17 protein-coding genes and 1 tRNA gene are annotated in these 11,558 nt (G+C 66.6%); 9 read left to right on the top strand and 9 right to left on the bottom strand.

The window, feature by feature from the left end; all coding sequences use genetic code 11:
* Together GJV64_RS06405 and GJV64_RS06410 are read left to right on the top strand one after the other, a co-directional pair.
* Nucleotides 1–430 (top strand): OmpA family protein (locus GJV64_RS06405; protein ID WP_205599548.1); only part of this gene is annotated, 430 nt, incomplete at its 5' end.
* Between the two features lie 375 nt (nucleotides 431–805).
* On the top strand, nucleotides 806–1,483 hold the full coding sequence (locus GJV64_RS06410; protein WP_408014971.1) for a sigma-70 family RNA polymerase sigma factor: 678 nt from the start codon (nucleotides 806–808) through the stop codon (nucleotides 1,481–1,483).
* An 88-nt stretch (nucleotides 1,484–1,571) separates the two neighbouring features.
* Here GJV64_RS06410 and GJV64_RS06415 read toward each other — a convergent pair whose 3' ends face one another.
* Nucleotides 1,572–1,916, bottom strand: coding sequence for a hypothetical protein (locus GJV64_RS06415; protein ID WP_164156446.1), 345 nt, complete (start codon nucleotides 1,914–1,916; stop codon nucleotides 1,572–1,574).
* Between the two features lie 216 nt (nucleotides 1,917–2,132).
* Here GJV64_RS06415 and GJV64_RS06420 point away from each other — a divergent pair, with 216 nt between their 5' ends.
* The 4 genes from GJV64_RS06420 to GJV64_RS06435 all read left to right on the top strand — a co-directional run bounded on the left by GJV64_RS06420 (nucleotide 2,133) and on the right by GJV64_RS06435 (nucleotide 6,435).
* Nucleotides 2,133–2,828, top strand: a complete 696-nt coding sequence (locus tag GJV64_RS06420) for a PEPxxWA-CTERM sorting domain-containing protein (protein ID WP_164156447.1) — start codon at nucleotides 2,133–2,135, stop codon at nucleotides 2,826–2,828.
* A 220-nt stretch (nucleotides 2,829–3,048) separates the two neighbouring features.
* Nucleotides 3,049–4,215, top strand: coding sequence for a glycosyltransferase (locus GJV64_RS15585; RefSeq protein WP_164156448.1), 1,167 nt, complete (start codon nucleotides 3,049–3,051; stop codon nucleotides 4,213–4,215).
* Complete coding sequence (gene glf / locus GJV64_RS15590) at nucleotides 4,208–5,326, top strand: UDP-galactopyranose mutase (protein WP_164156449.1); 1,119 nt, start codon at nucleotides 4,208–4,210, stop codon at nucleotides 5,324–5,326. Before GJV64_RS15585 ends, glf begins: the two co-directional genes overlap by 8 nt.
* On the top strand, nucleotides 5,323–6,435 hold the full coding sequence (locus GJV64_RS06435; protein ID WP_164156450.1) for a beta-glucosidase: 1,113 nt from the start codon (nucleotides 5,323–5,325) through the stop codon (nucleotides 6,433–6,435). The genes glf and GJV64_RS06435 overlap by 4 nt, the downstream gene beginning before the upstream one ends.
* A 6-nt stretch (nucleotides 6,436–6,441) precedes the next feature.
* Here the strand turns inward: GJV64_RS06435 and GJV64_RS06440 are convergent, their stop codons facing one another.
* The 4 genes from GJV64_RS06440 to GJV64_RS06455 all read right to left on the bottom strand — a co-directional run bounded on the left by GJV64_RS06440 (nucleotide 6,442) and on the right by GJV64_RS06455 (nucleotide 8,047).
* Nucleotides 6,442–6,744, bottom strand: a complete 303-nt coding sequence (locus GJV64_RS06440) for a SemiSWEET family sugar transporter (protein ID WP_164156451.1) — start codon at nucleotides 6,742–6,744, stop codon at nucleotides 6,442–6,444.
* A 79-nt stretch (nucleotides 6,745–6,823) separates the two neighbouring features.
* On the bottom strand, nucleotides 6,824–6,979 hold the full coding sequence (locus tag GJV64_RS06445; protein WP_164156452.1) for a hypothetical protein: 156 nt from the start codon (nucleotides 6,977–6,979) through the stop codon (nucleotides 6,824–6,826).
* A 184-nt stretch (nucleotides 6,980–7,163) separates the two neighbouring features.
* On the bottom strand, nucleotides 7,164–7,373 hold the full coding sequence (locus GJV64_RS06450; RefSeq protein WP_164156453.1) for a hypothetical protein: 210 nt from the start codon (nucleotides 7,371–7,373) through the stop codon (nucleotides 7,164–7,166).
* A gap of 29 nt (nucleotides 7,374–7,402) precedes the next feature.
* Nucleotides 7,403–8,047 carry a DUF4142 domain-containing protein gene (locus GJV64_RS06455; RefSeq protein WP_164156454.1) on the bottom strand — a complete coding sequence of 215 codons (645 nt, stop codon included), beginning with the start codon at nucleotides 8,045–8,047 and terminating at the stop codon, nucleotides 7,403–7,405.
* A gap of 186 nt (nucleotides 8,048–8,233) precedes the next feature.
* Here GJV64_RS06455 and GJV64_RS06460 point away from each other — a divergent pair, with 186 nt between their 5' ends.
* Complete coding sequence (locus GJV64_RS06460; RefSeq protein ID WP_164156455.1) at nucleotides 8,234–8,761, top strand: hypothetical protein; 528 nt, start codon at nucleotides 8,234–8,236, stop codon at nucleotides 8,759–8,761.
* Between the two features lie 109 nt (nucleotides 8,762–8,870).
* Here GJV64_RS06460 and GJV64_RS06465 read toward each other — a convergent pair.
* Together GJV64_RS06465 and GJV64_RS06470 are read right to left on the bottom strand one after the other, a co-directional pair.
* Nucleotides 8,871–8,947, bottom strand: a tRNA-Arg gene (locus GJV64_RS06465).
* A gap of 58 nt (nucleotides 8,948–9,005) precedes the next feature.
* Nucleotides 9,006–9,284: an NADH dehydrogenase ubiquinone Fe-S protein 4 gene (locus tag GJV64_RS06470; RefSeq protein WP_164156456.1), complete on the bottom strand. Its 279-nt coding sequence runs from the start codon at nucleotides 9,282–9,284 to the stop codon at nucleotides 9,006–9,008.
* Between the two features lie 64 nt (nucleotides 9,285–9,348).
* Between GJV64_RS06470 and GJV64_RS06475 the strand changes: the two genes are divergently transcribed.
* Nucleotides 9,349–9,645: a putative quinol monooxygenase gene (locus GJV64_RS06475; protein ID WP_164156457.1), complete on the top strand. Its 297-nt coding sequence runs from the start codon at nucleotides 9,349–9,351 to the stop codon at nucleotides 9,643–9,645.
* A 2-nt stretch (nucleotides 9,646–9,647) separates the two neighbouring features.
* Here the strand turns inward: GJV64_RS06475 and GJV64_RS06480 are convergent, their stop codons facing one another.
* Nucleotides 9,648–10,673 carry a polyprenyl synthetase family protein gene (locus GJV64_RS06480; protein ID WP_164156458.1) on the bottom strand — a complete coding sequence of 342 codons (1,026 nt, stop codon included), beginning with the start codon at nucleotides 10,671–10,673 and terminating at the stop codon, nucleotides 9,648–9,650.
* Nucleotides 10,674–10,784: 111 nt separating this feature from the next.
* Here GJV64_RS06480 and GJV64_RS06485 point away from each other — a divergent pair, with 111 nt between their 5' ends.
* Entirely contained in the window at nucleotides 10,785–11,063 is a 279-nt protein-coding gene (locus GJV64_RS06485) for a chorismate mutase (protein ID WP_164156459.1), read from the top strand.
* A gap of 10 nt (nucleotides 11,064–11,073) precedes the next feature.
* Here the strand turns inward: GJV64_RS06485 and GJV64_RS06490 are convergent.
* On the bottom strand, nucleotides 11,074–11,558 hold a 485-nt coding region (locus GJV64_RS06490), incomplete at its 5' end, for an ATP-binding protein (protein ID WP_235927628.1).

Here is an 11,558-nt window from a genome sequence, read left to right on the forward strand (position 1 = left end):
GCCCGCCCCACCACCGCCGCCGCCGCAGGAAATGCCGGCACCGCCGCCGCCTATGCCGCAGCCGGCCCCGGCAGCGGCTCCGGAACCACCCCCCGGCCCGATGCTGGTGTTCTTCGACTTCGATCAGAATGTCCTGACCCCGGACGCGCGGCAGATCGTGGCCGAAGCCGCCGGAGCCGCCCGCCGCACCGGCAGCGCCACCCTGTCGGTGACCGGGCATACCGATCGGGCCGGCAGCCAGCCCTACAACCAGGCCCTGGGCCTGCAACGGGCCGAAGCCGTGCAGACGGCGCTGGAGGCGATGGGCATCGAGCGGTCGCGCATCAGCATCCGCTCGCAGGGCGAGGACGAAATGCGGGTCGACACCGCCGATGGCCAGCGGGAGCCCCAGAACCGCCGCGTTGAAATCATCATCCAGCCGGGCCAATGACATCGCCTGGCGAAGCCGACCAATCGGAATGACATGCCAAAGCTGCATCCTCCACCAGCCTTCACAATAGGGCGGTGGGGGATGCAGCTTGTTTGCAGGCCCGGTGAACTGCGGCCAACCGATGCCAGGGCAAGACAACGGTAATCCTACCGAAGCTGGCGACACGGCATGCGTAATTGCCGTCAATGGCCGCCGGCCAAGCTGAATGGCACTGATCTTTGAGATGGCCTCTGCCCAAGCCGCGCCCGTTTGCGCCGCCTGTGCGTTGCCGCACGAAAGGTCTCTGCCATCATGCTCCCGAATCCCTGGCTTGCTGATGAACGACCGGATCGGCCCTCCCGTGCACCGACGGGCGCTCGCCCTCTAGGAGTTGTGCTGGTAGCCGCCACGCTGCTGCCCAGCTTTGGTTCGGCGCCGCTTCCCCGGTGTGATGAGCCTCAGGACGACAGGGAACAGGATGCACGCTTCAAGGCCGAGCTGGCGGCTGCCATCCCCCACTTGCGCGCCTATGGCCGGTCGCTGTCAGGCAGCGCCGATCTGGCCGACGACCTGGTGCAGGAAACCATGCTGAAGGCGTGGACGGCGCGTGACCGGTTCGTGGCCGGCACCAGCATGCGCGCCTGGACCCATGTCATCCTGCGCAACATCCATTTCTCGATGGCGCGTCGCAGCCGCTTCACGGGGGCCTGGGACGAGGCAGCCGCCGAGCGTCTGCTGGCCGTGCGACCGGGTCAAGACCATCACGTGGCGCTGGCCGATCTGCAGCGCGCCCTGATGCAACTGCCGGTCGAACAGCGCGAGGCGCTGATCCTGGTCGGCGCCAGTGGGCTGAGCTGCGAGGAGGCGGCAGCGATCAGCGACTGTGCGGTGGGCACGGTGAAGAGCCGCGTGGCCCGCGGCCGCGCGGCCGTGCGCGCCCTGCTGGACAGCGGACAGCTGGCAGTGCCGCGCGCCGATGTGCCGGCCAGTACCATGCCGGCCCTCGATCAGATCATGGCGATGGCGCACCGGTTGGCGGCCCCGGCCGAAGCGGACCTGCCTTCCCAGCGTTGAGCGTGGCCGGCCACGGTCGCAGCGCCGTCAGACAAAGGGGGCACCGGAACCGTCCAAGCCCGATGCCCCCTCGCTCCCCGGGGGCCGGTTACTGCGGATCGGGCTGGGTGGTGGTGGTAATCCGGTCGGTACGGGTGGTGGCGCCGGAGGTGCCGGCCTCTACGGCATCGGCCTGGCGCTCGCCGCGGTCGCGCACATCGTCGGCCGTTTCCCGCATGGCGTCCGCGCCCGCTTCGGCCTGCTTCTCGGCAGCGTTGCCCATGGCCTCGCCCCGATCCAACACCGCATCGGCCCGGCGGTCGATGTCGGCGCCGGCTGCATCGCTGGTATCGCGCACGGCGTCGGCCTGTGCATCCTTGGTTGATTTCTCGCACGCGGTCAGCGTGATGGCCGAAGCGAGGGCGATCAGCACGGCATAATGTCTGGTGGTCATGGCGCATGGACTCCTGTTGATGGTTCCAAACAGGCGCAACGCACGGGGACGTGATCGGTTCCACGGCGACCGCCCGGTCGGTGGGTGGGCAGATTCCGCAAGGCCACGCCAAGGTGCGGGCAGTAGATTCCGGCTCTGACAGAGCAGCGGACGCGCGCCCACTGTTGCACCGGGTGTCGCCATGTCCGGCGGGCACCGCAACCAAGGGGCTATCCCATGAAGACCATGACACATGTCGCGGGTGCCGCTTTGGCGTCCCTGCTGATCGCCGTGCCGGCGCTGGCCATCGACATCGATTCGGTGACCTTCGCGCAGTTCACCCAGCAATCCAGCACCAAGGTTGCGCAATATGGCCTGTCTGCCATCGGCAACACGTTGACCATCGATCAGGCACCGGCCTTCCTGGTGGCGACCGAATATGCCCCGCCGGGTGTCTACAACTCCGTGTTGTCGATCACCGCCAGTTCCAGCGCGCCTGTGGTCAACACCGGGCCGCAGTTCGAACAGACCGGCTGGGATGGCCAGATGTCCTTCACCAGCGGGATCAGCCAGCTCACCGTGGCCTTCACCAATGCGACGTTCAACTTCGACGCCAATGGCGGCTCGGGCAGCCTGATCTCCACCGATCCGTTCAACATGATCGGCTATACGTCGAGCCTGTTCACCCTGCCCGACTTCGATTTCCGCAACTTCTCGCTGGCCTTCACCGGCATCACGCCGCCGTTCACCATTGCCGCCAACGGCTTCGGTTCGGCCTTTGATGCCAACACCGCCGGCTCGTTTGCCGGGTCAGCCTTCATCGAGGGCAATGCCGTGCCTGAACCCGAGACCTGGGCGATGCTGCTGCTGGGCTTCGGTGCGGTGGGAACGATAGCCCGCCGGCGCACCGGTGCGGTAACCGTGGCCGCCTGATCCGGCCTCTGTTTCAGCCCTCCCCCAGGGCTGGGACGCGATCGCCGGTTCCGGTCCCGCCATCAATGCTTGGCGCCACCGGGATCGGCGATCATGACCAGCGAGATGCGCGCTGGTGCGGTTGAAATCGATGGCAATGGGTTGCCGGGCCGGTCCTGCCTCTGGCGACCACTACAGCGGCCGCGCCCCTGCGCCGGCGCTAAGAGCAAGGGGCCATGACATGGCGACTGTTTCCGTTTCAACCGGTTCGGCCAAGTCGGGCAGTGCCGCGCCCCCCCTGCTGGTCTGCTTTTCGCATCTGCGATGGAATTTCGTCTTCCAGCGGCCACAGCACTTGCTGACCCGGGCCGCCCGCACCCATCGCGTCATCTATGTGGAAGAACCGATCGAACAGACAGCAGACGCGCCAGTGTGGTGTCTCACGGAAGACCGCGGCGTCACCATCGCCACGCCGGTCCTGCCCTGCGGATTGGCGCCTGCGGTGCGCAGTTGCCTGCTCGAAGGGCTGATGACGCGCCTGCTGAAGGGCGACGTGGTCGACATCGCCTGGTTCTACACGCCGATGGCGCTCGAATTTGCGCGCAACATGCCGGCGACAGTCACGGTGTACGACAACATGGACGAACTTGCCCTGTTCCACCTGGCCGACAGCAGCATCGGCCAGCTTGAGACCGAGCTTATGGCCCGCGCCGACCTAGTCTTCACCGGGGGCTTCAGCCTTTATGAGGCCAAGCGGCATCGCCATCACAACATCCATCCGGTGCCATCCAGCATCGATGTCGAACATTTCCGCCGCGACCGCGCCAAACCGCTGCCCGAACCACCGGAACTGGCGATGATCGGCCGGCCACGGGTGGGCTTCTTCGGCGTGATCGACGAACGCATGGACATGGCGCTGCTCGACGCGGTGTCGGCGATGCGGCCGGATCTGGCCTTCATCATGGTCGGCCCGGTGGTGAAGATCGATCCCGCCACCTGCCCGGAGCGCGCGAACATCCATTGGCTGGGCAGCCGTGACTATGCCGAGCTTCCGCGCCATCTGCATCACTGGGATTGCGGGATCATGCCATTTGCGCTCAACGATGCCACCCGCTTCATCAGCCCCACCAAGACGCCCGAATTTCTGGCGGCCGGCTTGCCGGTCGTCTCGACGCCGGTGCGCGATGTCATCAATCCCTATGCGACGCTGGGTCTGGTGCGCATCGGTGCCACGCCAGCCGACTTTTCCCGCGGCATCGATGCCGCGATCGCCGATGCGGCGCTTCCGGAATGGCGGCGGGCGGTGAGCGCGCAGCTCGCCACATCCTCCTGGGACAGCACCTGGGCATCGATGCAGGGCCGCATTGTCGAAGCGGTGGCCAGCGACGTGGAATATGCCGATGCATGACTGGATCGTCGTGGGCGCGGGCTTCGCCGGCGCCGTCATGGCCGAACGGCTGGCCAGCGTGCGCGGCGACCGGGTGCTGGTGGTCGACAAGCGCAACCATATCGGCGGCAACGCCCACGACCGGTTGAACGCGGACGGGCTTCTTTACCATTGCTATGGACCGCACATCTTCCACACCAACAGCGATGCCATCGTGCGCTATCTCTCGCAGTTCACCGGGTGGCGGCCCTATGAACATCGCGTGCTGGCGGCGGTGGACGGGCTGCTGGTGCCCATTCCCATCAATCGCACCACGATCAACATGCTCTATGGCCTTGACCTCGACGAGGCTGGCGCCGCCGCCTTTCTGGCCGCCCGCGCCGAACCGGTGGACACTGTCGAGACATCCGAAGACGTTGTTGTCGCTGCCATCGGCCGCGAACTCTATGAGAAATTCTTCCGCGGCTACACGCGCAAGCAATGGGGGCTGGACCCGTCGGAGCTCAACCGTTCGGTCACTGCGCGCATTCCGACCCGGACCAATGACGACGACCGCTATTTCACCGACAGTTTCCAGGCGATGCCGTCCGCAGGCTACAGTGCCATGTTCGCGCGCATGCTCTATCATCCGCTGATCAGCGTGCAGCTGGAAACCGACGGACTGGCCCTTCCGGCCGATCAGCGGCCGGCGCGGATGATCTACACCGGTCCGATCGACGCCTATTTCAACCATGTCCATGGCGTTCTGCCCTATCGCTCGCTGCAGTTCCGGCATGTCACGCTCGGCCAGCCGCAGTTCCAGGCGGTGGGGACGGTGAATTATCCGCAGGATCAGGACTATACCCGCATCACCGAGGTGAAGCACATCACCGGGCAAGTGCACCCCCTAACCACCCTCACCTATGAGTATCCTAGCGCGGAAGGGGATCCCTATTATCCCATTCCGCGGCCCGAGAACGAGGCCCTGTTCAAACGCTATGAGGCGCTGGCCAAGGCTGAGGCCGACACCTGGTTTGTCGGGCGACTTGCCACCTATCGCTATTACAACATGGACCAGGTGGTGGGGCAGGCCCTGGCCAGCTTTCAGCGGCTCGATGCCGCGCTGCCGCGAACGCCGCGGATCGCCGCGTGAACCAGAGGCCCGCCGGCTTCCCGAGTTTCATGGGCGGCGGCTTCGAATGTTCCAGCCACCGCCGCGCTGATGGCAAGCGGCTGGATGTCATCGCGGCGACCGGGCACGATGTGATCGCGGCGCAGGATTATGCGCGGCTCAGTGATTCCGGTCTGCTGTGGGCGCGCGACGGCTTGCGCTGGCATCAAATCGAAACCGCCCCCGGGCGCCATGACTGGGATAGCTGGTCGCGGCAGCTGGACGGAGCCGAAGCGGCCGGGACCAGCGTCTGGTGGGATCTGGTGCATTTCGGCATCCCCGACATCCACGATATCTGGTCCGCCGATTTTCCGCGCCGGGTCGCCGAATTCGCCGCCGCCGCTGCCGACGTCCATCGGCAGCGCACCGGCAGGCCCGGCCAGTTCTGCCCGCTCAACGAAATCGGCTACATGGCCTTTGCCGGCGGCGAGATGGGCTGGATGTATCCCAATGCGCACGGCCAAGGCTATCGCCTCAAGGAACAGCTGGTCCGCAGCGCCATCGCCGCCGCTGGCGCCATTCGGGCCGTCGATCCCGCTGCCCGGCTGCTGTGGGCCGAACCGCTGATCCATGTCGCCTGTTCCGATGCCAGTCTGCAGGCCGCTGCCGATGATGCCATTGCAGCCCAGTTCGAGGCCCTGGACTGGGTATTGGGACGGGCGCGGCCCGATCTGGGCGGTGACCCTGCATTGGCCGATGTCATTGGCTGGAACCATTATCCGCACAATCAATGGTGGATCGGCGGCAGCACGGCGGCCTTTGGCGCACCGGGGTTCAAGGCGCTTTCGGACCTGCTGGCGCTGGCTGCGGCACGCTATCCGAAGCACCCCATGCTGCTGGCCGAGACCGGCGCCGAAGGCCCGGCCCGGGCCGGGTGGCTGCACTATGTCGGCCAGGAATGCCAGGTGGCGATCGGCCTCGGCGTGCCGCTGCTCGGGGCCTGCCTCTATCCGGTAACCCATTATCCGGGCTGGGAGAACAACCGCATCTGCCCCACCGGCCTGTTCGGGATGCGGGCGGACGCACACCGCGACACCGATGCGCCCAGCCTGGTCGCCGTGCGTGCGCTGGAACAGGCCATGGCGAACTAGGGGGGATCAGGGTGGTGCGGTCGGGTCGAGCGCGTGCGAGACCTGCGCAGTCCGGCGCGCCGGCAGCAGGATCATGGCCAGAATGAAGACGGCCAGGATGAGGCAGATGGCGTTCGGCACGATCAACGCCCATTGCCGCTGCGCGATGCCGAAGGTGAGCCAGCAGGCGAAGGCAAGGACGGTCAGCGCATACATCGGGCGCGACAGGCCTTGGGTGGACCCCTTGCGGATGATGGCCCAGGCCTGCGGGGCAAAGCTGAGCATCGATGCCGCGGCGCCAACCGCTGCCACGATCTGTACCCAGGTCATGGCCGGCGCCCATGTTGGCCGGTCCAGCGCACGGCTGCCGGCCGGCAACTGGCCGGGCCGCCTGGCCCGGCCAGAAGGATCACGACTTCCTGGCAGTCATGCCTTTGCCGCCGGACTTGCTGCCGGACTTCGCCGACTTGCTGCCCGACTTTGCCGAGGTCTTGTCGTCTGCGCCGCTGCTGGCGGTGCTGCGGCTCTCGGTCTTGCCGGAGCTGCCCTTGTCCTTGCTGTCCATGTCTGCGGCTGAGCCGCGATTCTGATTGGTCGTCATACTCGTCTCCTTGATCGCCCGAGCGGCAATCCATCGCCCCGGCGGTGGCAGACCTTGCCGAGGACCGGACCGGGGCATGACAATCACGGTAGACAAGCAGGGCGCCGGCGGGCAGCGCCGGCATTCACGCATGGGCCTTGACGGCTCATCACGCAGGCCGTTCGCCAGCCACGGTAGATTCCGTTGGCGGGCGCCGGCCAGTGTCCCCGCCAATCTCCGCGCCCAGCCCGCCCACGAGCCACAGGCCAGCCAGCACCGATGCCATCACCAGCGCTGCGCCGGCCATGAACGCCGCTTCGGTGTCGCGCCCATAGGCGTCACTCACCGGCTTGGACGTGATGATCCGCCTGGCGATCATTCCGACGCGCCATTGCCGCGCCGCCATGATCAGATCGCTGCCGGGGAGAGGGTGATACCGTCCAGCATCCTGGCATGGCCCTCGACCCGTGAGAGCATGTCCCGCGCGAACAGGCCCAGCGGTTTGGGCATGCCGGCGGCGCTGCTCATCCCCCGGTGCAGGTCGATGGCCTCGGCGTGCGCGGCGCGCTGCTGGGTGAGATAAAGCTGGTCAAGGTTGCCCCCGGCGCTGCGCAGCTCTTCCAGCTGCTTCAGGTGTTTGGGCAGCATGGTCGCTCGCGGCGCCTCGAGCGAGACCTGCTGCGCGACTGCCTTCAACCGTTCCGTGGCCGTTCGGTGATCCTCCACCATCGTCCGGGCAAAGCCCTTGACGAGGTCGCTGCGCGAGCGTTCGAGGACCAGTCGGCTTGACTGGATCTCGAACTGGTCGCCCGACGCTGCGGCTGCAACATAGTCCCCCGGCGCCGATGCCGCGCTGCGGTCAACACCGCGGTTGTCGGTGCTGCGCATGGGGGGCGGCAGCGGCGGGACCGGATCACCCCCGTTTCCGACCGAGCTTCCATCCGCCGCCCTGCCCTTGCTGGCAGGATCACGCGCGCTCTCACCACAGCCGGCAAGCGCAAGGCTGCCGAGAGAAAACGACGTGACGGTAGCCACAAGAAGATAGTTCTTCATGTCAATTCTCCAATAATCCTGCGTCCTTCAGTTGAACGCCCGAGAGTTATGAAAGTTCCAGTGCTGGATAAATGGCGTCGAGACAGTCAGAATTTGCGTTGCGGCTTTGAGAAGTTTATTTCCGTTATATCGGAACAGCCCGACGGCTGACGCGTTCCTACAGCTCAACCCAAGAAGGAGACTGTGATGAACGGAAACTACGTATCAGCCGTGTTCGACACGCATGAGGATGTTGATCAATCCCTGTCGGAACTGCGTGAGGCCGGAATCAAGGATTCGGCGATCTCGGTAATGGGTCGGACGGAAGGCGACACCAGCACCGCCGATGGCGCCGGCAATGACACGAGCGGGGACTTCCTGGGCAAGGCGGCCCTTGGCGCCGGCGTCGGTACCGCGCTGGGCGTTGCGGCTCTGGCCATCCCGGGGGTCGGCCCCCTGGTGGCGGCAGGCGCCATCGCGGCCGCCGCGATACCGACCGCAGCGGTCGTAGGTGCTGCCGTTGGCGCCGTCGCCGGTTCTCTCGCCAGCGTGATGTCGGATCGCGGCATCGACGAGGATGACCAGCGCTATTACGAGACCCGCATGGGCGAAGGCGGCATTCTGGTATCCGTTGACGTAAGCGGCGCTGGCGTTGATGCCGCAATGGCTCGCGACATCCTGTACCGCAATGGCGGGCACGACAGCCGCCGCGCGCAGCAACAGCAGCCACGTTGAATGCACTGAGGTGACATGCAGGCCCGCAGTTTCCGGTCTCCGGGAATTGCGGGCCTGCTTTGACGGCCATCTTTCTGGACGGAACGAGACCGCGCGCCAGCGGCGTGAGTGGCGCGCCCAGCAGGACTCGAACCTGCGACCCCGAGCTTAGAAGGCACGTGCTCTATCCAGCTGAGCTATGGGCGCGTTGGCTGGCCCATGAACGTGTTGGGCCGGAAAATCCAGTGGGGAACCCGGCGCGCGCTCAGCGGAAATTGTCGGCGTAGGCCTGCAGCTTCAGGGTGCGCGGGCCCAGCGGCACAATCTCGACCTCGAGGCCATTGGCGGCGGCATAAGCGAGCGCGGCCGCCCGCGAGGAAAAGCGCAGTTGCACCTGCCCGGCTGTGAAGCCGCTGCCGGCCCAGCCGGTCAACGGATCGGCGCGCAGCCGGTCGTCGCGCTCGAACTCCAGCAGCCATTCACCGGTGTGGGCGCGGCCCGATTGCAGGGCGTGCTTGGGGCGCTGATAGAGCCGGGCGTGCATGGACCTTTCTTGCCGCGACACGCCGCGACCGGCAAGAGGGGATCGGCGAAGGAGATACAGCGGCATGATCGTGGTGACGGGAACCTTCAGGCTGCCTGCCGCTGGCCTGGTCGACGCTCTGCCCGCGATGGCGGCGATGGTGACGGCGAGCAGAGCCGAACCGGGGTGCATCGCCTATGCCTATGCGCAGGACCTGTTTGAGCCTGGCCTGATCCATGTCGTCGAGCGTTGGCGCGACCGGGCGGCACTGGCGGCGCATTTTGAAACGCCGCACCTGGCGGCATGGCGGGCGCAGTTTGCCGCGTTGGGAATCACCGGGCGGACACTGGAATTGATGGAAGGCGAAGCCGAACCGACCTGAGGTCAATAGGCCCGCGCAATGGCGAACTCGACCGTTTCGGTGAGCGCCGCACGCGCCGGCCCGGCCGGGAAGCCGGCCAGCACATCGATGGCGCGCTGGCCATAATGGCGGGCCCGGGCCATGGTGTCCGCCACCGCCTTGGTGGATTGCAGCAGCTGGCCGGCGCGCGCCAGTTCAGCCTCGCCATTGGCCCGGCCGCTCATCGCCTGCTGCCAGAAGACGCGATCGTCCTCTGAGCCACGCGCATAGGCCAGGATCACCGGCAGGGTGATCTTGCCGTCGCGGAAATCGTCGCCGGCATTCTTGCCCATGGTGGCGGCATCGGACACATAATCGATGGCATCATCGACCAGCTGGAAGGCGATACCGAGATCGCGGCCATAGCTGGCCAGCGCCTCCACCAGCTTCTCGTCACATTCGGCCACCACGCCGGCGATCTGGCAGGCAGCGGCGAACAGCGCGGCGGTCTTGGCGCTGATGATCTCCAGATAGCGATCTTCAGTGGTCGATACATCGCGCTGGGCGGTGAGCTGCGCCACCTCCCCTTCGGCGATCACCGCCGAGGCGCGCGACAGGATCTTGAGCACCCGCAAGCTGCCATCCTCGACCATCAGTTCGAAGGCGCGGGAAAACAGGAAGTCTCCCACCAGCACGCTCGCCGGATTGCCATAAAGCGCATTGGCCGTGGCCTTGCCGCGCCTGAGGCCCGAGGCGTCGACGACATCGTCGTGGAGCAGCGTGGCGGTGTGGATGAACTCCACCGCGGCCGCCAGCTTGTGGTGGCGCGTGCCGGCATAGCCCAGCAGGCTGGCGCAGCCCAGGGTGAGCATCGGCCGCAACCGCTTGCCGCCGCCGGCGATCAGGTGACCGGCCAGTTCCGGGATCAGCGCCACCGGCGACTGCATGCGATCAAGGATGACATGGTTGACGGCATTGAGGCCCGGCGCCGTCAAATTCATCAACGACTGCATCGACGGCTCGCGGCCGGGGCGAAGGGTGTGGACGGTGGCGCTCACGGACCTTCCCATACCGCAGCCGTGGACTTGCGCAAGCGCGGCCTTGCTCACCGCGCCGCTGTGCCGCAAAGAAGGTGGCGATGGCCCAACGCCGGTGCGCGCGGGCTGTGAGGGGAGCGGCACGTGTCGGACGCGGTTCTGAAGGCCTATCGCGAAAGCATTGACAATATTGATGCTGCACTGGTGTTCATGCTGGCCGAACGCTTCAAGATCACCCAGGCGGTGGGCCGCCACAAGGCCACCCACGGCCTGCCGCCCGCCGATCCCGGCCGCGAGGCCGAACAGATCGCCCGCCTGCGCCAACTGGCAAGCAGCGCCAATCTGGACCCTGAATTCTCCGAGAAATTCCTGCGCTTCATCATCGACGAGGTGATCCGCCACCACCAGGCCCAGCAGGGCTGAACGGAGTGGACTATGCGGCGGCCGGCAGGTGCAGCGTCACCGCCAGCCCGCCCAGATCCTCCGAATCCGCCAGGCTGACATCGCCTCCATAAAGCTCGGCCACGTCCTTGACGATGGCGAGGCCGAGGCCAGTGCCCGGCTTGTCGGTGTCCAGCCGCTCGCCGCGCGCGAACAGCCGGCTGCGCTTGGCGGCCGGGATACCGGGGCCGTCATCCTCCACCATGATGTCGAGCATCGCATCGCGCCGGCTGATGGTGACGAACACCCGGCCGCCACCGTGCACGGCGGCATTGTCGATGAGGTTGCCGACCATCTCTTCAAGGTCCTGGCGCTCGCCGCGGAAGGCGACCTCGCCGTCGCCATCAACATCGATCACCACCCGGCCGCCGTGGATGCGGCCGACCGTGCGCGCGATGGCTTCGACCACGGGGCGCACCGGCGTGCGCGCGGCCGAGGCGCTGCGCCGACCGGCGGCGCGCGCGCGCGCCAGCTGGT

The sequence above is a fragment of the Sandarakinorhabdus rubra genome (assembly GCF_010994245.1).
In the GTDB taxonomy this organism is placed as follows: Bacteria; Pseudomonadota; Alphaproteobacteria; order Sphingomonadales; family Sphingomonadaceae; genus Sandarakinorhabdus; species Sandarakinorhabdus rubra.

Coding starts and splice junctions, on each gene's coding strand:
- GJV64_RS06415 (WP_164156446.1), bottom strand. CDS start 1,916: ATGACCACCAGACATTATGCCGTGCTGATCGCCCTCGCTTCGGCCATC.
- GJV64_RS06420 (WP_164156447.1), top strand. CDS start 2,133: ATGAAGACCATGACACATGTCGCGGGTGCCGCTTTGGCGTCCCTGCTG.
- GJV64_RS15585 (WP_164156448.1), top strand. CDS start 3,049: ATGGCGACTGTTTCCGTTTCAACCGGTTCGGCCAAGTCGGGCAGTGCC.
- glf (WP_164156449.1), top strand. CDS start 4,208: ATGCATGACTGGATCGTCGTGGGCGCGGGCTTCGCCGGCGCCGTCATG.
- GJV64_RS06440 (WP_164156451.1), bottom strand. CDS start 6,744: ATGACCTGGGTACAGATCGTGGCAGCGGTTGGCGCCGCGGCATCGATG.
- GJV64_RS06445 (WP_164156452.1), bottom strand. CDS start 6,979: ATGGACAGCAAGGACAAGGGCAGCTCCGGCAAGACCGAGAGCCGCAGC.
- GJV64_RS06450 (WP_164156453.1), bottom strand. CDS start 7,373: ATGATCGCCAGGCGGATCATCACGTCCAAGCCGGTGAGTGACGCCTAT.
- GJV64_RS06455 (WP_164156454.1), bottom strand. CDS start 8,047: ATGAAGAACTATCTTCTTGTGGCTACCGTCACGTCGTTTTCTCTCGGC.
- GJV64_RS06460 (WP_164156455.1), top strand. CDS start 8,234: ATGAACGGAAACTACGTATCAGCCGTGTTCGACACGCATGAGGATGTT.
- GJV64_RS06470 (WP_164156456.1), bottom strand. CDS start 9,284: ATGCACGCCCGGCTCTATCAGCGCCCCAAGCACGCCCTGCAATCGGGC.
- GJV64_RS06475 (WP_164156457.1), top strand. CDS start 9,349: ATGATCGTGGTGACGGGAACCTTCAGGCTGCCTGCCGCTGGCCTGGTC.
- GJV64_RS06480 (WP_164156458.1), bottom strand. CDS start 10,673: ATGGGAAGGTCCGTGAGCGCCACCGTCCACACCCTTCGCCCCGGCCGC.